General features: G+C 42.3%; 8 protein-coding genes. All 8 read left to right on the top strand.

Annotation, left to right across the window (positions count from 1 at the left end; all coding sequences use genetic code 11):
- Nucleotides 1-195: 195 nt before the first annotated feature.
- The 8 genes from FPL27_RS11215 to FPL27_RS11180 all read left to right on the top strand — a co-directional run bounded on the left by FPL27_RS11215 (nt 196) and on the right by FPL27_RS11180 (nt 21,851).
- Complete coding sequence (locus FPL27_RS11215) at nt 196-1,173, top strand: hypothetical protein (RefSeq protein ID WP_143961180.1); 978 nt, start codon at nt 196-198, stop codon at nt 1,171-1,173.
- Nucleotides 1,173-1,967: a hypothetical protein gene (locus FPL27_RS11210; RefSeq protein ID WP_143961179.1), complete on the top strand. Its 795-nt coding sequence runs from the start codon at nt 1,173-1,175 to the stop codon at nt 1,965-1,967. The genes FPL27_RS11215 and FPL27_RS11210 overlap by 1 nt, the downstream gene beginning before the upstream one ends.
- 4 nt (nt 1,968-1,971) lie before the next feature.
- Nucleotides 1,972-2,520, top strand: coding sequence for a hypothetical protein (locus tag FPL27_RS11205; protein WP_143961178.1), 549 nt, complete (start codon nt 1,972-1,974; stop codon nt 2,518-2,520).
- Nucleotides 2,517-7,310, top strand: a complete 4,794-nt coding sequence (locus FPL27_RS11200; protein WP_143961177.1) for a hypothetical protein — start codon at nt 2,517-2,519, stop codon at nt 7,308-7,310. Before FPL27_RS11205 ends, FPL27_RS11200 begins: the two co-directional genes overlap by 4 nt.
- A gap of 6 nt (nt 7,311-7,316) precedes the next feature.
- Nucleotides 7,317-11,999: an Ig-like domain-containing protein gene (locus tag FPL27_RS11195; RefSeq protein WP_143961176.1), complete on the top strand. Its 4,683-nt coding sequence runs from the start codon at nt 7,317-7,319 to the stop codon at nt 11,997-11,999.
- Between the two features lie 121 nt (nt 12,000-12,120).
- The gene (locus tag FPL27_RS11190; protein WP_143961175.1) at nt 12,121-19,896 is read left to right on the top strand and encodes an RHS repeat-associated core domain-containing protein; all 7,776 of its coding nucleotides are present in this window, start codon (nt 12,121-12,123) and stop codon (nt 19,894-19,896) included.
- 11 nt (nt 19,897-19,907) lie between these two features.
- Complete coding sequence (locus tag FPL27_RS11185) at nt 19,908-20,135, top strand: hypothetical protein (protein ID WP_143961174.1); 228 nt, start codon at nt 19,908-19,910, stop codon at nt 20,133-20,135.
- 102 nt (nt 20,136-20,237) lie between these two features.
- Nucleotides 20,238-21,851, top strand: a complete 1,614-nt coding sequence (locus FPL27_RS11180; protein ID WP_143961173.1) for an RHS repeat-associated core domain-containing protein — start codon at nt 20,238-20,240, stop codon at nt 21,849-21,851.
- The last annotated feature ends 168 nt before the right edge of the window (nt 21,852-22,019 follow it).

Genomic DNA, 22,019 nt, shown 5'->3' with positions numbered 1-22,019 from the left:
TCTTTAAATTTGTATTTAAGAAAAAATCGAAAAAAATATTAACTAAAGATTTGGAAACATTGAATTGTAACGTAAATTAGATCCGAATATTGTTTAATTGTTCAGATTTATTTTGGTTGGAGGTTTTTTTAAACTTACCCAACCTGATAATCATCAAACAAATTCTTTGAAACATGATTACCATAAGCTTTTAATATGGATAAACTTTTACTTTCACTGCTATTAGTTTTCTTTTCTGCAGCCTCTTTTGCTCAAAAAGTTGTGGTCAAAACTGATCCAAACCAAATGGATTCTCTTCGGAGATCCAGACCTCTTAACATTTCAGATGATTCTTTAAGACTTCAGAAGATTGAGGGCGTAGTTGATTCTATTAAAGTTTTAACTCCAAATGGAGCCCTGGATTTAAATAGCCCATTGTCAAATGAAAATGGAATACTTACGGACCTAAAGATACAGGGTAGGGAAGAGGAGATTAAAGTTTTGGAGGAAGCTTGGACGCTCAAAGAAAAAATGGAGAGTTATAAAAAGATTCAGTTTCCGGAACTTCCGACCGAACCTAATGGCTTGTCCTCCAAAGTGCTTTCTGCTGTTCAAATGGAAGAGCTCAGAGAGGTAATTTACCAGAATGAAAATTTTTCCAAAATTTCACAGCAGGGGAAAGAAGCTCATGCCAGAGTAATTATTGAAAACAAACAAAAACTTAAAGAAAGATTTTTTTTGGAGGGGGTCGTTTCATGGATACCTGATTTTAACAGAATTATAAATGTTTCTCCTGCACTTGGTTTAAATGTGTTTGAAAAGTTTTCAATAGGAGCCGGTCCTAATATACTTTTTGGCCAACCGGATCCGCGCATTCCTCAGCCTGATTTACCAAAGCTTTCAACTTTAGGCTTCAGACCCTTTATAAAATATGATCTGATAGAGCAAAAATTGTTTGTGCAGGCCGAGAATACAGTGCACAAAAGATTGGGAATCCGGGAAAAATCTACATTAACAGAGAATCCTTCTGCTCTTTTTCATCAGGTTGCTATAGGTGCCGGTTACCTGCTCAAACTGTCCTCTAACAGCGGCCTCAACTTTATGGCCCTATATCAAATAGGTGACCGATCACTTTCTGATTCACCGATCATTATCAGGGTGGGGTTAAGTTCTTTACAAAACAATAAAAAATAATGAGGAAATTTTTACTGCTTTTGTTGATTCTTCTTATTGAAGTAAAAATATCGGCTTTTGCCCAGTACCATGACCTTAAGCATTATAAACAGGAAACTGATACGGTTTATTATAAACTGAGTCTGGAGTCTGGAAATAAAGCTTTTATCCATCAGCTTAATATCCCCCATGTCTACCTTTCCTTTGATGACAGGTATGGGAAAAACGGTTTGGTTAAGGTTGAACTTTTGGACTGGAAGGGCCAAAGCATCAAGACCCAAAGCTTTCAAAAAAAATATGGAACAAATGAGTTTCGTATCAAGCTCATGGATTGGCTGAAGGGTTGGGAACCTGAGAAAATATACACTTTCCGTACAGTTGGGGACACAGGAAAGATTTATCAAGCAAGCTTCAGCTTATCGGAGGACTTTATAGCACCCGAACCGGAAGTGGAAATCCTCATCAACCCCTTGACCCTCGACTGTGAAGTATTGGATAATACCCTATTTGAATTTTACGGATTGATCAATGGTGGCACTCCTCCTTTCACCATCAACTGGACAATTTTGGAGAGAAGTACCAGCCCGGATAATGTAAAAACACTTTCATTTCAGGTGCCGGTTGCAGGATATACCAGTGGAATAGAAGTAGCCCTACCGCCTAGTTATAATGTTATCCTCAACGTTCAGGATGCCTGTGGCTCAGAGGTAGAAAAAGCAGTCCTTATTTCCTGTGAGGAAAAGCATAAAAATGTAAATACCCTGTTTTTCCAACAATTAAGGAGGGATAACGGAAATTCCAGAATTATCAATTAAGAAGATGCGTAAATTTTATTTCCTGATTTTGATTTTATTTGGTGCCTGTCAGGCCAACCTTGATCCGGTCCAATATCTAAACTGGTCAAAAACAAATAGAAAGGTTGGCTTTTCTTCAGCTACCACCCCAAACTATAAAGTTGAAATTCAATACCAGCCCCGGGAACTGGTATTCCTGCAAAGGGGAGGAGCAGATTTAGATGACTTCCAGAAGATTGCTTTATGGAAAGAAATTGACCAAATGGAATATTACAAGCTGGACCTTTTTCCTGTCCCAGGTTTGGAGATAAATCACCAAGACCAGTATTACTTCTCTTATCGATTCGCTGAGGATATAATATTGGAAAAGAGTGGGGTTCGCCAAAACCCTGACCTTTTCCATTATGAAAGGTCCAACGCCTTATCATCAAAAAAAACCTTTGTCCTGGCATTTCAAAAAATCGCCCCCACTAAAGCAGGGGCTGCAAAAATTTTGATCCAAAATGACCGTATTGCTCCTTCATCCCTTGAGCTCGAAATAAACACTAATAAATTTCCAAAATTAAAGCTATGAGACTTTTTAATAAACGTACTCAAAGAGCGGTTGCTTTGTTTTTTGCTATCGTTTTAGTTAATCAAGCGGTGGCACCCACAGTGGTCTATGCCCTTACCTCGGGACCAAGTCAACCGGAAGTAAGTTCTTTTGAACCTGTAGGTATGACAGAAATGGTAGATCCCTTTACCGGAGATTTTACCTATAATATCCCTTTGTTCGAATTGCCCGGTCCCAGCGGAGGCTATCCTTTCAATCTCTCTTATCATGCGGGTGTGGGAATGGACGATGAGGCCAGCTGGGTAGGTTTGGGATGGAACCTAAATGCAGGAGCCATCACAAGGCATGTCCGTGGATTGCCCGATGAATTTAATGGGGATGAAATAATAAGTAAAAAAGATATAAACCCAAGTGTCACTTATGGAGTAGAGGCGGGTGCGGGTGTTGAGATTTTAGGTAAGGAAATTAATGCCTCTGGAAGTTTAGGCTTGGCCATTAAAAACAACAATTACAATGGTTTGGGATATAGTATCAGTTCCGACATAGGGTTCCAAGGTGCAATAAGTGAATCCATCTCCAAGGGAGGTGCTTCAAGGAAAATAAACCTCGATCCTGAGGTTGGTGTTTCTGTTACTTCAATTGTAGGTTTGACTTCCAAATTTGGAGAATTTGGATTAAGCAGTAACTATAATTCAAAAGCTGGCCTGCAGAGTGTTTCAGCGAACTATCAAAAATTTATAGGGTTAAATGAAGGTTATTTCGCCCACCCTTCATACACACCCTATGTGCAGCAACCAATGGAGTTTTACAGCATATCTGCTGCATTTAAAGTGGGAGCTTCTTTTGTGACTGTTTATCCGCATGCATATGTAAGAGGGTTTTATTCAGAATCCAAAATTAAGGACAGGGGCCGCCCCATTGCTTCTGAAGCCTACGGTTATTTGAATATTCAAAATAGACGAGGTTTAGGGTATGTTTTGGATTTCAATAGGGAAAAAGAAGGCCTGATTTCCATAGACCATCCCAATTTGGCCTCTCCTGTGATGACTCCTGATACCTATCAGGTGACGGCACAAGGTATGATGGGAACATTCAGACCTGTAAGGAACGAGAATGTATTGGTTTCAGATGCTCCCCAATTATCCCAATCATCTACTTCTTTTGGGGCTGGTGTAGATGCCGGGTTTGGAAAAATCGGAATAAACAGTTCAATTAATTCAGTCAAACACCTCAATACTCCCTGGACAGAAGAAAATGGATTGAATACAGTTTTCCAATCTAGCTCACAGGAAAACAACAGGATTTACGAACCCTGGTACTTCAGAAAAATGGGAAGCAGGACTGCCGAAAGTTTACAGGATTACAATTCTATTGGAAAAGATCAAGCTATAAAGCCTAGCATTTTCCAAACAAGTGCCTTAAGACTTATGGAAAATGAGAACGGATCATATCAGCCTCCTACAAACCATACCGCAAAAGGAAGAAAGGCTAGAAATGAAGTTCTAGTTCCCCATACGAATGATGAAATTTTATTAAATGGGGAGCCTGTAATAGATGAATTCAAAATATACATTTTGAATGAGAACGGAGAATCAATCCGATATGATAGGAGCGGTTTGCCTAAGCATCACATTACAGGTTTTGTAGCAGTGGGTGAGGATGGTCTGAGGTATAATTATACCCTACCGGTCTATAATTTTAATAAAGAGGAAATTACATTTAGCACTGCATCCCATGAGGGTGTGCTCACTTTCCCTCAAGGGAGCGAAAACAATGATCCCAATTATAAATTCGGTGGTACCGAGGAGCTTTTAAATAATGTCAAAACGCCCCCCCATGCTTATGCATATCTGCTTACATCCGTAACAGGTCCTGATTATGTAGATGTGGAAAATGATGGCATTTCAGATGATGACCTTGGTTATTGGGTGAAATTCACCTATAGACAGGCTGCCACTAAAGATAATCCGTACAAGTGGAGAGATCCTTTTGTAGGGGCGCATTTTCTGGAAGGTTTCAAATCTGATCCAAGGGATGATAAGGGTTCTTTTACCTTTGGAGAGAAGGAAGTTTATTATTTAGCTCGTGCAGAAACCAAGTCACATGTAGCCATTTTTGATCTGAAAAACCGAAAGGATGCCACAGGTGTTTTTTCAAAATTGCAGAACGGGAACAATACAGTAGGCAAATCTTTAATGGGACTCAAAAGCATTACCTTATTTACCAAAGCCGGATTTCCCGAAGTGCCAATTAAAAAGGTAAATTTTGAATATGATTACAGCCTCTGCAATGGAATTCCAAATATTGCTGCCGAAAGTGGGGGTAGCAACGAGCTGGCGACAGGTCCCACAGGTGGGAAATTGACCCTCAAAAAATTGTATTTTGAATATGGTAACAGCCAAAGAGGCAAATTGAATCCATATGAATTCGCGTATGCCTTTAATCCCGATTATGATATATTGGCTTACGACAGGTGGGGGAATTTCAAACCCAAAAACCCTTTGGATGAGACCCTCAACAGGGATATGCCTTATGTGGACCAGAATCCCGGTTCCAAATCCTCACTGGATGAAAATGCAGCTTCTTGGAGCCTTACTGATATAAATCTGCCATCAGGAGGGCGGATGAAAATCGATTATGAAATAGATGATTATGCATATGTTCAGCATTTGGAAGCGATGTATATGGCTCCAATAGTGGATCCGGATATCATACCGGGCCAGCAGGCACCGGATAAGTTCATTCTCAATAACGGATCTAAAGTTCGATTTAAATTAAAAGCTCCCATATCAGAAACCTTAACGAAAGATTTGGAAGAAAAGGAGGTAAAGAAATATCTTGATATAAGAAGGGGACAGGTGTATTTTAAAGCCTTTGTCAATCTTCGGGATTACCAAAAGGAACAATTTTTTGAAGCCATTGAGGGGTATGTGGATTTGGACCTGTCCAAAGGAATGGGATTGGAAAAAGGAGCCAGTGGACATTATGAGTTTGGCTATTTCCACCTTCAGCATGAAGTGGGCAACTACCATCCGTTTTCTTTAAGGGCATGGCAACATATTCAGTCCAATCAGCCCCACCTAATGAATCTGACCGGGTCGATCAGTCCGACCAATAACCGGGATGAACAGATCCGGGAAATGCGAAAGCTTCCTAGTCTTATTCCTATGATCAAGGAGGTCTTCGGCCAATATTACAGTTACTGTGAAAAGAAAAATTGGGGAAAGCAATTTGACCTCTCCAGATCTGTAGTTCGGTTAAATTCCCCTGATAAAATCAAATTTGGCGGAGGATTACGGGTCCGCCAACTTACCATGTTCGACGGATGGGAGGGAGACGGTGAATCTGTTTATGGAAAAGTGTTTGATTATACGATGGAGGAGAATGGACAAAGCATCAGCAGCGGAGTGGCCGCCTATGAGCCTTTTATCGGAGGGGAAGAGAACGCCCTGAGATATGCCAAGAAGTTTTCCCGATCCATTCCTTTAAAAGCAAACAATAACTTATTCTTTGAATACCCGGTTAATGAAAGCCTGTATCCTGGTCCACATATAGGGTATGCCAAAGTAACCGAAATGAGTTTGCCTGCCGCTTATAGGGCCGGGCTTTCAATCAAGAATCTTCCTCAAACCTATTACCCTTCCAGATCAAATGCTACTTTCGGAACTACAGGGGCAAAAGTTTATGAGTTTTATACAGCAAAAGATTTTCCTACAAGATCATATGAAACGCAAAAAGAGGATTATGAAATTGATTACCGTCACCCTCTTTCGATACTTGGGATTTATACAAAAGATGGAGCCGTCAGTAGTCAGGGATATTCTCTTATTTCCAATGACATGCACGGGAAACCTAAAAAAGAAAGTTCATTCCGCCAGGGAGTGGACGGTTCAATAAACCCTGAGCCATATCAATGGACTGCATATACTTATTTGGCCAAAGAAATTATTTATGATGACAAAAAAGCATTCGCCTTAATCAATGATTTTGAAGAGGATGGTGAGCACCAGATAAAAGTGGGAGGTGAGCCAGGAGACAATACCGTCAGCATGGGGCAACTAGTGGAGCTGGTTACTGATATGAGCGAAAGCCAAACAAACACTTGGCAGGGCGGTGCGGATGGGAATCTGGATTTGGTTAAGTTATTTTTTCTCCCTATACCAGTTCCGGCAATTTGGCCAAAGGTCTCAAAATCGGAAAGCCTCTTCAGAGTTGCCGTAACCAATAAAATAATTACCCAAACCGGTATCTTGCAAGCCGTTGAGACCTACAATGAAGGCTCATTGATTTCCTCAAAAAACCTTGCTTGGGACAAACAGACAGGTGAACCTGTATTGGTTCAGGTCAATAATAACTTTGATGATCCGCTCTATAATTATAAATACTTGGCCTTCAGGCAATATAAGGGAATGGGAGGGGCTTATCAGAATTTGAAGTTCGCCTTTGATATCAATACTGTGATGCAGCATACCACTGAGCCCAACCTGTATACTTTCAGGGCCAGAGGAAGTACGAGAAATTTTCTTCAGGAAGGTGATGAGTTAATAATTTACAGTAGGGAAGAAGGGGAGGAAAAGATTTTGACCAAAGCTGTATTTCTCCAAGAAGAGGGGGGAAGACAGGTGATCCATCCGATGTCTCCTATCTCCATGGACAGTCAGAATTTATATGCCAAAATAACGAGGTCTGGATATAGTAATCAGTTGCGCACATCTGCCGGTAGCATTGTGTCTTTATCCCCACCATTTACCGGAGACACAGCGGTTTACAGCTCCACAATTAAAGTCCCTTCCGGTAAAGCCATTAGATAATATTATATGAAGAAAATTATACTCATTAAGCTTATTATTCTTTTTTGCGTCGTTCATAATTCCTTTTCGCAGCAAATTGTTGACGTGGTAATGGAGGGTCCAACTCAGGTCAACCTAGGTTCAACTCATACCTATTTGGTATTTCATTATGATGCCAATTATCAAGCTATCGCCCCAAGTGGATCCGGAAGTTGGTCAATTACCGGAAATATTGGAAATTTTTCGTACCAAGGTCAGGGAAATGTACACGTGACATTTACTCAAGCTGGATCAGGAATGATTTATTATTATTATCAAGATTGGGGAGGTGGTACATTTATGGCTTCCAGATTTGTGACAGTTACTTCTCCTTGTACTACGGTAACCCCATCCGCATCTGGTGCCACCAGATGTGCAACAGGTGCTGTAACCTTAACTTCCCAAGCCAGATCCGGCTTTACACCCCAATGGTTTGACTCCAACCAAACCACATTGTTATCATCAAATCAAAACTTTACCACACCATCTTTATCATCAAGTAAAACTTACTATTTCGCGCTCAGACATAATTCTACTGGTTGTTTGACTAATAAGGTTCCGGTTACAGCCACCATAAACCCCTTGCCTTCTGCCAACACCACTCCAAATAGAGCGAGGTGTGGATCGGGATCTGTTACCTTTACCGGGTCAGGGAGTAGCAATGCCAATACATACAGATGGTACAATGCTTCAAGTGGAGGATCACCACTTGCCACATCTGCATCTTATACAACAGCTTCACTTACCACAACAACAAACTTTTGGGTCTCAGGTTACAACACTTCCACTGGCTGTGAAGGACCAAGGAGGCAGGTGACTGCTACCATTAACCCTATTCCAACTGCAAACACCACAGCCAACCAGGCCCGATGCGGAACAGGTACTATCACCTTTACCGGGGCAGGAAGTACCAATGCAAACACCTATAGATGGTATACGGCTTCCACGGGAGGTTCACCTTTCCTGACCGCCGCAAGCTTTACAACAGCTTCTCTTTCCAGTACGACCAGTTATTGGGTATCTGGGTTCAATTCCACCACTGGCTGCGAAGGTCCGAGAAGGCAAGTAACGGCTACTATTAACCCTGTTCCAACTGCAAACAGCACAGCTAACCGAGCACGATGTGGTACAGGCACTGTCACCTTTACTGGTACAGGGAGTAGCAATGCTAATACCTATAGATGGTATAGTGCATCAAGTGGAGGGTCGCCACTTGCCACATCTGCATCTTATACAACTGCTTCCCTTACCTCGACAACTAATTTTTGGGTTTCAGGTTACAATACTACCACTGGCTGTGAAGGGCCTCGAAGGCAAGTAACGGCAACCATTAATCCGATTCCATCTGCCAATACAACTGCAGGAGCTGTAAGTTGCGGGCCGACTTCTCTTTCCATAACTGGGACTGGTTCAAGTAATGCAAACACTTATAGATGGTATAGTGTAGCTTCTGGTGGAAGTTCTATCCACCAAGGAGGAAGTTATGTTGCTGATTTTAATTCTACAACAAATTTATGGGTTTCAGGATATAACACCAACACTGGATGTGAAGGTCCAAGAAGACAAGTAACGGTAACTGTAAATCCTATTCCGGGAATGCCAACTGCTCCAAGTGCGAGTTTTTGTGATCCTGCAACCAGGACCTCTACAGCTTCGGGTATTGCGGGGGCCACTTACCGGTGGTATTCTGCTTCGAGCGGAGGAAGTCTTTTGTTTGAAGGGGCATCCTACACAAGACCTGTTGCCAATACTACTTCGGTTTGGGTGGCGGCAAGGGTTAACGGTTGCGAAGGTCCGAGAAGACAGGTCACCATAAGCGTATATCCCCGACCGGCGACCCCCACTGCCACCTCAAATGGAAGGTGTGGACCGGGAGTGGTAAACCTAACTGCATCGGGCAGTACAGGAGTTTACCAGTGGTTCAATTCCCTAGGGGAACACGTTGCATCAGGTGCTACCTATTCCCCAAACATTTCTGTCACCACTACCTATACGGTAAGGGCAATCAGCAATGATGGTTGTCCCTCCCCAGGTACTACAACGGTTACTGCCACGGTCAACCCGATCCCTACGGCAAACACTACTGCTGACCAGGAAAGATGCGGTCCCGGCGCTGTTACCTTTACGGGCACCGGAAGCTCCAATGCGGATACCTATAGATGGTACAGTGCTTCCAGCGGCGGTACTTTACTGGCAACTGCAGCCAGCTATACGACAGCTACTTTGACCGAAGCCACCAGCTTCTGGGTTTCAGGTTACAATTCATCAACCGGCTGTGAAGGCCCTCGAAAGCAGGTTTTTGCTTCTTTCACACCCTTTGCCATCATAGATGGACCTGAGGTTTCCAGATGTGGTCCGGGTAGCCTTTTACTGACTGCAATTGTTGAAGGTGAAAATTATCTTCTACAATGGTACAACTCCGAAACTGATGGAGAAATAATCGGCGAAGGGAATGAGTATTTAACACCGGAACTTCAAATTACGGAATCCTATTGGGTAGAGGCAGTAAACAGCTCTACAGGATGTGTTTCACCGAGGTTTGAAATTCAGGCAGTAATTTCACCAGCCCCTGATTCTCCGGTGACGTTGGACGGAATTTCTTGTGGTGCCGGAGAGGTAGTTTTGGAAGCTTCGGGAAAAAATGCAGGAGAGATGTATCAGTGGTATGCACTAGCTACTGATGAAGTCCCTTTAGCTACAAGTGCTGATCAATATTTCAACACCGGGTGGTTGGATACCACAACAGTATATTATGTTTCAATTGTAACTGAAAATGGCTGCGAAAGCCAAAAGGTTCCTGTCAATGCTGTCATTGAACAGCCGAATTTTGAGGAAATCGAAGTTACGGGCAGCACCAGGTACGGAGAGGGGCCTTTGGTATTGCAAATCGTCAACCCTTTACCTGATGTAAACTACCATTGGCTGGACCAGGATGATGCCATTTTGCATACTGGTGTATCCTTTACCCAATCTTATGATCCGACCACAATGATTTTTGTGCAGGCGGACTCAGGAGAAAATTGCCCTGGATCAAAACAAGCTGTTCAAGTGGAGTATTTACCTGAATTTGATTTTGATGCTTACAACATCTTTTGTGGCAAGGCATTTTATTCCCGGCAGACAGAAGCTTCAGCTTGTGATATTCAATCATATGAATGGAACTATGGAGATGGTAATTTCGGAAATGGTATTCATTCCCTTCATCATTATGCAAATGATGGGTTGTATACGGTTACCTTAACTGTCAATTATTCCTGTGGGGGCTCGGAAGTTTATGAATCAGTGGTTTCCAAAGATTTGAATATGGAATCGGAAACCACTATAACTGAAGAATACTTTAAGGAGGAAAATATCCAGGTGACAAGTATCCGTACTCCCAAGGTAATATCTTCTGAAGTATCAACTTTCAGGGACCAATGGCCGCTTGCTTACCAAAATCTAAACCTTTCCAAAAAACAGTCCTATCTCAACGGCACCCAAGGTGTCTGGAGAGTTTCGGATTCCTATTACTTCGACCGTGACAGGACAAGATCAGAGGTCCCTAGTATCAAAGAGGACGGAAGCTATACCTTAGAATCTTTCAACTGGAAATATAATGACCTGGAGCTGATTCCTGATTGGGTTAAAGCCAATACCATAACAGCTTATTCTCCTTTTGGAAATGCCAATGAGGTAAGGGATGTTTTGGGAATTTACAGTGCAGAGCTGTACAACAACAATGGCCAGCATCTCATAGGGCAAGGGATAAATATGAAACATGGTGAAATGGCTTTCACCGGATTTGAAAATAATGATTTTATTGAAGGTAACTGGCAGTTTGGAGAACTTCCTTTTTATAAATGGGAGACATTTGAGGTAGTTGGAGGCTATGGGTACTCCGCAATTGTCAGATCTTCCATGGAAGAATTGGAAAAGGTAGATAAAGTTAATGTCTTTGCCCGTATTAGAATTGGAATGTTCCCTGTTTTCCAAACCCTTCATGAAGTGAATGTGGTATGTAAAACCCCACACCCGGTGTCTCCTGAGTTCACTGTGCTGGTATTGGATAAGCTTCCTATTGCAGATAGCTGGAGTGGTTACGTATACTTTAACCATCCCCCCAAATCTGGAGTGGTTGCAAATTTTGATGACTCCTTTAGCCATTCAGGGAAACGAAGTCTTAAAATCAATCAAAATGAAATATTCGAACAGTCACCTTTGAATCTTACAGAAGGAAGAAATTACCATGTGTCGGCCTGGGCATCCACCAAATCCGGTCATAGCTTGGGCAAAGGGTTGAATTTGAAGGTAGTAATAAAAGATAAGGATGGAGAAGAGATCGGCAGAAAAGAGATGTATCCATCAGGTCAGGTCATTGAAGGCTGGCAACAGGTAAAAGGGAATTTTACTTTCCCGGCCGGAGCCCATAGCATTGCCCTGATATTCGACTCCGGTAATCAGCCTAATAGCTGGTGGGATGATCTGCGGCTTTTCCCTGAGGAGGGGGAGATGCAATCCTTCGTCTATGATCTGGCAACTGACCGGCTGACTGTGGTACTGGATGAAGAAAATTTTGCCACCTTCTATTTCTACGATGCTGAAGGGAATCTCCGGTTGGTCAAAAAAGAAACTTTTGACGGAATCAAGACAATCCAGGAGGTGGAGCAATATAAGAGGGAAAGAGGAGATTGATGATCGAGAAATTATGAATTGGCATTGGAGAACGAGCGGGGCAGGATGGTATCAGACGAATGGCTTCTCCTTTACTAACACAAATAAAAAACCATTGTAATTAATTTTAACTGTATTTTTAATGGAAGCTGTCCGAATCGCTTTTAAAACCTTGTTGCTATTGTTATTGGCAATGTATATTCCGGTAGCGGGAACTGTAAAGGCTTTGCCTTATGATGCTCCCCAAAATCTCCGGGGCAGAGTCATTTCCCAAGAATCCATTAGGATCTCATGGGATCTCCTACCATTTTCCACAAATGGTTATGAGGTGGAAAGGAAAACGGAAAATGGAATATTTCAAAAAATTGCAGATTTAGGCCCGAATGAGCATTCTTATCTAGATCAGCAGATTCCTGCAGGTCAGGTGGGATATTATAGGGTTAGGGCAAAATATGTATCCGGATTTTCCGGCTACAGCAAGCAGGTAAGAATGAAAATAGCCCAAGAACAATTTTTTATCCCTGAGGCTTTGAAAGTAGACCAATTGGGAAGCCTTCCTCTCGAACCAATGGAAAGAGAATTGAAGTGGGGAGTGATAGAGGAAATGGATATTTTCTCCCTTTATCAGGCTCCTCCATGTCTGGATGGGGAATACTATATAGGATTCCGTCTGGAATACGACCTTGGAGATTTTCAAACTGAAGGAGATTGGGAGGCACAGTTGGAAATCACTTTTAAGGAAAACGGGCAGTCTATGTGGACTAAGCCACTCTATCTGAATCTCCCCGAACAGACTTTTGTAGGTACCATATTCCATGATGTGGCCGTTAATTGTAGTTCTGGATATGAGTTTGTCATTACTTCCAAAAATGAATTCGGAATGGTCCCTGACCAAAATGTTGCTTTGAAGGTCCTATATTTTAAGAAACCGGATCCCACTTCAGTTTTGGAGCTCCCTATTGAAGTTCAGGTATCTTTAGTTGGGGGGAAATCAATCATCAATTGGGCTCATGCCGCAGACAGAAGAATTGCCTACGATCTCGAATGGGTGTTCATAGGGGGCTATGAAAATTTCACCGGCTCAACGGCCCCTCAAGCTTTTCAATTTAAAGAACCTGTCCGGATCACCACCATCTCAAGATCTTTTGACCATCATTTGTTTTATCCTTCAGGTAAAGTGTGGTACCGGATCAGGGCAGTGACAAGGGATGCCGATAACCCCGGGCAAAGACTTGCAGGAGCCTGGACCTATGGTGCAGATGCCGGGCTAGACCTTGCCAATCCACAGCCCCAGATCAATTGGCAACAACAGACGCAATTTGCCGAAGAAGGCAAGTACAAGAAGACCTTGGCCTATCTGGACGGCAGCCTTCGGCAACGCCAGTTTCAGACAAACCTAAATTCTGAAAACTTGGTATTAGTGGGAGAAACCTTGTTTGATTTTGAAGGCAGACCCTCAGTGGAAATTCTACCTGTTCCTCTGCAGTCCGGTAATCTTACTTACAAGCCGGTATTGAATACCTTCTCAAATGCCGTCGCCGAAGTGGCTGCAGAGGCTGGAAATAACCGCTCCAAATTCCACTACGACAACGGTCCGCTTCAAAACAGCGCCTTGGATGCTTCTTCTGGAACCTCCAGGTATTATTCTGCCAACAATCCTCTGGTACAAATGATCCACCGGGACTATGTTCCCGATGCCGAAGGTTTCCCTTACAGTCAAACCCTCTATACCGATGATCAGAGCGGCAGGGTAAAGAAACAGTCGGGAGTCGGCAAAACCTTTGAAATCGACGGTGATAGGACTACGCGGTACTTCTATGGGGAACCCTCTGCTGAGGAGCTTGTAAGGCTCTTTGGGTCCAATGTGGGGAGTGCCAAACACTATAAAAAAGAAGTGGTGGTAGATCCAAATGGCCAGGCCAGTATACGTTATCAGGATCAGGAAAACAGGACTGTAGGAACCGCATTGGCCGGAGAAGTCCCTGACAACACCGCAGCATTGCCGGAATTTACCGCCAAGGAGCAGGCCGGATGGCCCAGTTATACCATTGGCTTGGAACCGCACAACCGGATAGAGGGAAATACGAGCATTACCGCCCGGGTATTACTCAATACTACCCCTAATACCATATATGAATTCAATTATGGCTTCAGTGGTCTGGGCAGTGAGCTTGACCAGGTAGGCTGCCAATCCTGTAGCTTTGAGCTGCAGCTTCATCTGTCCGATCCTGACGGCCTGCCCGTACCTTTACCGGCCATTGGCGGCAATGAATCCACAGATACCCATATCTTCATGAGGCGCTTCACGGCAGAGGACTGTATGGTCAGAGAAGAATCAGGCCCCATCACTTTTGATCTTCTGTTGGATAAAGCGGGGGACTATTCTCTGGTCAAAAAGTTGGTGGTAAAGGAAAAAACTATTGACCAGATAAGACAGGAACTGGTCACCTCCGAATATTTCAGTCAAAAGGAAGCAGCCTTAAGGGATTATTATGAGCTGGATGACAGTCATTGTGAATTTTGTGGGGACGTATGTCCCGAGGCACCGGAACTGGTGGATCAGGCTATTGATGAAATCACTGCCATGGAATGCACCACCATCCTCAATCAGATCCTTTCCGATCTTGGTGAAGATGCATCTCAAGCTGAAATTGAAGCCCATCCGGACTATTGTCATTATTCACTGTGTCAACAAAACAGGGCGTCTGCAGTATTTGAATCCAATCTTTCCCGGATTACCAATTGGGAAGCTGCTGTGGAAACCGGACTTCAGGACGTCGTGGGGAGAGATCCGTATTTCAATGATGCAGGCCTCTCGGGCTTTGGAGAGAAAAACAGATTGATCGCCCATTTGAGCAACTTAAAATTCGGGAATCTGCCATCGGGAACCATCCATGAGGTGACCGACAGAACAAATAGAGCCATGTATGTGGATGGAAACGGCAATCCTGATGTAAACGGTAAGCATATTCTTTACTATCACTTATATGAGCAGCAAGGGGGTATGAGTGAGGAAGGGTTTGACCGACTATTATCTGAAACCCAATGGACTTATTTCCGGAACTTTTATCTGGAAGGTAAGCGGAAAACAATTTTGGAAATGGCTTCCGTGGCCGGTTGCCCTGCCTATCTTGCCCAGTATATCGAGATCAAAAATCTTCCGCGTACAGAGGAAGAAATTGAGCAATATGCTTTGGAAAGCGGATTGTTCGATCCAGTCGACGGGGTTCAGGTAGAGTCCACCTTGAGCTTGATCACAGGTTCCTGCGACATGACCCTTTCACCGGAAGACAGCTCAACCGTGGGAAATCATTTAGAAAGTTACTTCAACAGCAACCTGCGAGATAATTTCTTACGACTAATTTTGGCAGAAGATGTTGGAAACCATCCTGATCTGCTTGCAATTGAGCAGGTGCTTCAGCGATATGGCTGTGGATTGGCAGAAATTGCTGTTCCAGATCCTATAATATGTCTGAGGGATACCTTGATTTTTGTACCGGAAAAAATAGCTTTCAACAATGATGTAAATGAAGCTTTTGGAACAATGGGGCAACCAACCGAAGCTAGTATGAAGATGGCCTCCATTGATCAATTTGATGAGGATGTAGAAAAAGAAAGGGAAGAATTTAAAGCAAGGCTTATTCAAATAGAAAGAGAAATTCAATTAGCAGAAGATGAACAATACCAAAGTTCTAAGGATTTGAAATTTAGTACCCTATCCTTTAGCGTCCAGAATGATAATTCAGTGGCATTACAAGCACAATTTGATGCACTTTTGGATTTTTATTTTTCAACTGGGGGAATATATTGGAATGAAAATTTTGGATGGAAGGATGCTATAAGGGGAGAATATCAGGAGGTGAGAGGGTGGAAAGGCCTTACCATTGATCAAAATGGGTTTGTAACTAGAATTAACCTTGAAAATAATAATTTAAATGGTTCGATTCCTGCAAGTATAGAAAACCTTATTCAGCTCGAAAGTTTTTGGGTCCAAGATAATAAAATCAATGGATCTATCCCTGAAGAACTTTGTAACTTAAACAATCTAAAAACATTAGTTTTGTCCCGAAATAATTTAGAAGGGGAGATACCAAATTCTATTGGGTCATTAAATAACCTTGTAACTTTTTCTTTAAGTTATAATGAAAATTTATCAGGACCACTTCCGGAAGAAATCGGAAATTTGACGCAGTTAACAAGTTTGAGTATTTTTGAAACAAATTTGGGAGGGGAACTGCCCCCTTCAATTGGAAATTTGACTAACCTTATTTCTATATTTCTTTACATGAATAATTTTTCGGGAGTATTGCCGGAGAGTTTAAATAATCTCACTAAATTATCATACATAATATTAAGTCGTAATAATTTTGAGGGACAAATTCCTGAATTTTTTGGAGAATTAAATTTGCGTACCCTTGATATCTGGGGTAACAATTTTGTAGGGCCTATTCCGGAAAAGTTAAAAAATGCACCACCGACTTCTGTTTCCTTGAGGAACAATTATTTTACAATAAGCGATTTGTTACCATTCAAAGATATATATACTAATAGTTCTGGTTACAGCCCACAAAAAGGTAGAGTTGATTCAACAAAAACCTTTCAGGGGGGAAGAGGTGGTGAGTTTACTTTTGAAGCAAAAGTTGATAGAAATAATGATCCTCCGGCATTGTATAAATGGGTCAAACAGGGGTTTTGGAATAATAACCCACGAACCATTGATGGATATTCCTTGACCTTTTCTTCCTTGCAACCTGAGGATGCAGGGACCTATTATTATGAAATTTCTCATCCAGATTTACCTGGGTTGACTTTAATGAGCAATCCACAAACTCTAGAAGTTTTAGATGGGCACTGGATCCGTTTGTGCCAGGAATATGAATTCGACCTGTCCAAAAATCCCGGATTGGCACTGTTTACTTTGAATAAATCTTGGGACCAGATAGCTGAAGAGTGTAGAGCGGCAGCGGTGGGTAGAAATGAATCGGTGATCGAAAATGCCGTGGAGCGCTTGGTGCAGCAGGAACTGAACACTTGGTTTGCAAGCTTCACCACCAGCTGTATAGAACTTGTGGAGGAGACTTTCACCTACACCTATACCCCAAAAGAATACCATTATACTCTGTATTACTACGACCAAGCGGGCAACCTGGTGCAGACCACACCGCCTCAGGGCGTGCAGCCGCTGGATCAGTCGGGCGTAAGCTCCGTGCTGGGCGGTACGGAAACCTATCCCGGGCATACCCTGAACACCCGCTATGGCTACAACAGCCGCGACCAGCTCATCTGGCAGCAGACCCCGGATGCGGGAGAGTCCAGATTCTGGTACAACCGGGCCGGGCAGCTGCGCCTATCGCAGGATGCCAAGCAGGCGGGCAAGAATGCATATAGCTATACCCGCTACGATGCCAAAGGCAGGGTAACCGAGGTCGGGGAGCTGCTGAGCACCGAACCCATCGACAGCCTGAAGGCCAAAATCAACACCCTGACTTGGCCGGACCTGAATGAGTATACAGCCTATGATATTACGAAGACCGTGTATGATAGGCCTCATACTCATGCCGACAGCACCTTTCTGCAGGAAAACCTGCGGAGCAGGGTGAGCTGGACGGCCATGATCGAAAAGGACCGGCAGGATACTGTGATTACATTGTACAGTTACGATGAACACGGAAACGTGAAGAGTTTACTTCAACAGATCCCGGGACTGGCTCCGAAGCGGACGGAGTACGTATATGACTTGGTGAGCGGGAATGTGAATTTTGTAATGTATCAATATGGGTATGATGACCAGTTTATCCATCGGTACAGCTATGACGCGGATAACAGGATAGAGTTTGTGCATACGAGTACGGATGGATATCTGTGGAATCGTGAAGCCACTTATCATTACTATCCTCACGGGCCACTCGCTAGGGTTGAACTTGGTGAATACAACGTACAGGGGATGGATTATTACTATACCCTGCAGGGATGGCTGAAGGGGGTGAATATGCCGGGTGATGGTGATCTTGGTGAGGATGGTATGAATGGGTTGAGGACTGGGAAAGATGCTTTTGCGTTTACCCTGGGTTATCATGCCGATGATTTCAAGCCGATTAACCCGAATGTGGTGACAAGTGACGGAAGGGATGGGCTGTGGAATCGGTATGATGAGCAAAGGGGGACAGCAGGCCTATATAATGGTAATATCACTTGGATGAACACTGATCTGCCGGGGTTGGAACAGGATCCTATGCAGGCGATGCTTTATAACTATGACCAGTTGCATAGGATTGTGGAAGCCAGAAGCCTAAGGGAGCATGGACCGAATGGTTATGCAACTAGGACTAGTACTCCGAAAGCATATGACGTGGACTACTCGTATGACGCAAACGGGAATCTATTATCCCTAAACAGGAGAGATCAGCAAGGTGCATCATTAGATAATTTGAATTATGATTATTATTCCGGGACCAATAAACTTAGGAATACCAATGGCTCTGCAGGGGATAATTATCAATACGATCCTATTGGAAATCTGATTTCTGATAGCGAGGAAGGGATATCTTCTATAACCTGGAATTCATTCGGTAAAGTTAGTTCTGTAAATAAGTCTGACGGTTCTTCCATTCAATACCGATATGATGCTTCAGGTAACAGGATAAAGAAAAAAGTCGGGTCAGATGAAGAAAACTATGTCCTGGACGGTATGGGGAATATCCTTGGCATATATAAAAACGATACGCTTATTGAGCAGACCATTACTTCCGATGGAAGACTGGGGTCAAAAATAGCATCTTCTGATCCTGGGTATAGGACCTTGGGAGGGAAAATGTATGAGCTTTCTAACCATTTGGGTAATGTACTTGCCGTCGTTTCAGATAATATTAATATGTCTGCAGATAGCACCTGGGCCTCGACTGTTTCCATCAGCGATTACTATCCATTTGGTTTAGCCATGGAAGGCAGGAGTTTTCAGGATACCACCTTCTATAGGTATGGCTTTAATGGAATGGAGCTGGACAATGCTTGGAAAGGTGCGGGAAGGCACTATACAACGGAATGGAGACAGTATGACCCGAGGATAGGGAGATGGATGAGTGTGGATCCATTAGGCGATCACCCGAGCCAAATTGGTATGTCCCCTTATTCTGCATATTGGAATAACCCGATTTATTATGTTGATCCAACGGGCCTATGTCCCGATTGTGGAGGAATAGAAGATCCTTATGAAGGCCAGGTTTATACATCCACGGGAGGAATGGATTATCATTATTCCGAGGGGCAATGGACTGGTGATGGAGGGTCTCTCGAGGGGGTTACTGTGACCGCTCCCCGTAGATTTGATGGTGTTTTGGGAAGGGCTGCTGATTCATGGTTAACTAACCAAAAGGATTACAGTACATTTGGAAAGAAAGGAAGGGAAGGCTTAGGAGGTGAAACTGAGTGGTGGTCCGATACCAAGCAGGCCATTGGTGTGGGATATGGAGCTATCACCAATACGATGTTGGCAACCTTCCAAGGTGCGCAGATGTCGGCGGAGTTTGCAACAAGTGTTGGAGGAAAAGTCGGAGTGAATTCAACTAGGGGTGTAGGCCTTTCAAGTGATATTGCCAAAACCTTTGCAAAAGGTAGATATCAGAAAATAGTATTAGATAAACCAATGACATTAAGTAGATATTATGATAATGTGGGAGCATTTGCAAAAGGTAGATATATGGCAAATCCATCATCAATTACTGGGAATAGGTTCATAGATCGTATGGGATTGGCCCTAAGGCCTAAATGGAATGAAATGACAAAAGTTGCACATTGGAATTTGCCAAAAGGAACAACAGTTTATAAGGGCAAGGCAGCTATGCAATTTCCTTGGATAGGCGGAAGAACTCAGTATTTCGTGCCAAATCTAAATAATATTAACAGGGTGATAAGACCATAAAAAGTTCAATTATGAGATTAAGGATAAAGGAAGTTAATTTTGAAATGGACAAGAATTGGGTTTTTCATTTAACGGACGGTTCATCAGATTATTATGTGCTAAACGAAAACATGTATAAAAAAATTGGGATTAAAAGTCCTTTGTCCAAACATCATTTGGATCAGTGGGATGTTGGTCATTCTATTCTTTGTGATGTTGTTGAAATAAAAGGGGTTAAAATAGTTACCAAAGTTAAATAATTTGATTATCCTTAATGATACTCTTATCATCGGGATCAGTTGTGGAATCGGTATGATGAGCAAAGAAGTACATCAGGGCTGTATAACGGAAATATCGCTTGGATGAATACATATCTTCCAGGCTTGGAGCAGGATCCCATGCAGGCGATGGTATATCATTATGACCAGTTGCATAGGATCGTGGAGGCGAGGAGTTTGACCGAATATAGTTCAGGTAGTGGATTTGCTTCTAGATCCACTAATCCTAGTGCGTATGATGTAGACTATAGCTATGACGCCAACGGTAATTTACTTACTTTAAATAGGAGAAATGATCAAGCAAGTGTTCAGGATGATTTTGAATACAGTTACTATGAGAACAGCAATAAGCTGAGGAATATAGATGGAAGTACGGGGAGTAATTATACATATGATGAAATAGGCAATCTAATATCGGATGCCTCTGAAGGCATCACGGGTATAGAATGGAATCCTTACGGTAAAATCAGGTCAGTTAACAAATCTGATGGGACTAAACTGGAGTTTAGATATGACGCTGCAGGTCAGAGAATAGAGAAGAAAGTTGGGGACTCGGTGCAGAGGTATGTGAGGGATGCGTCAGGCAATCCGATGGCGATATATGAGACAGATTCATTGACTGAACAATCTATTTATGGAAGTTCACGATTGGGTATTCAGGTGGCAGGTTCAGAGCAAGGTTATCGGTCTTTGGGTAGGAAGAGATATGAACTTGTAAACCATCTTGGAAATGTATTAGCCGTAGTGACGGATAATATCCATATGGATCAGGACAGTACTTGGGCTGAGGTAATTAATATAACTGACTATTACCCATTCGGACTTGCAATGGAAGAAAGGATTTATCAGGATACTTCATCTTATAGGTATGGTTTTAATGGTAAGGAAAATGACTTGGAAACGGGTACGCAGGATTATGGATTTAGGATTTATAACACAAAGATTGCGAAATTTTTAAGTGTAGATCCATTGACGAGTAAATATCCCGAATTAACTCCTTTTCAATTTGCAAGTAATACTCCTATTCAGGCAATTGATTTGGATGGGCTTGAGGCATATTTTATCCACGGCACAACTGCCAGTTCTGAAATGTGGAGTCCCAAGCTTACTAATTTTATTAAAGAAAAATTAACAAATAATAGGACTCAAGATGATACCTTTAATTGGAATCAGCAAGAAGGCCCGACAAATAGAAATTGGATTCTTAATAACGAGAAAAAGAGACAAAAAGCTGCCAATAGCTTAGTCATGCATATTGTTCAATTTAGGAAAGATAATAATATTACTGATGAAGAGATTACACTTATTGGACATAGTCATGGGGGTAATGTGGCTATTCAAGCGGCGAAAATTCTTTATGATAAATATGGAGTTCAAGCCAATATAATTAATTTTAATACTCCTGCATATAATAAACGAGGTGATGCGGAGAATCCTGAGAATAATTCGGGTATTAATGAGTTGATACATTATTATACAAAAGGCGACATTGTAGCTGGGCAAGTTGCCCCAGGATCTAATGATAAATATAATTATAAAGTAAATACTAAGATTAAGAATATTCAATTAACTAATCCACATAAAAAAGGTCCTATAAGTTCACATTTAATGGAAAATATAAATCTGGAAGAACTAAAGGAGAAAGGTCAAAAACCTAATGAAGTTTATAAAGGTCTTAGAAATCCTGATGAAAAATGAAAATACTAAGGTTTATAATGTTGTTATTGTTATTAGTGTTCAGTAGTGCTATTGTATATACAATTTCTTTTAGAATTGACATTTTTGAATGGGGTAGTTCAAAAACTGATGGGCTGTTTATAATAGTTATACCTGTGTGGATAGTTCCCACGGCATATATAGCTTTAA

Source organism: Litoribacter populi (genome assembly GCF_007483685.1).
GTDB lineage: Bacteria > Bacteroidota > Bacteroidia > Cytophagales > Cyclobacteriaceae > Litoribacter > Litoribacter populi.
This window is presented reverse-complemented; position numbering and strand designations above follow the sequence as displayed.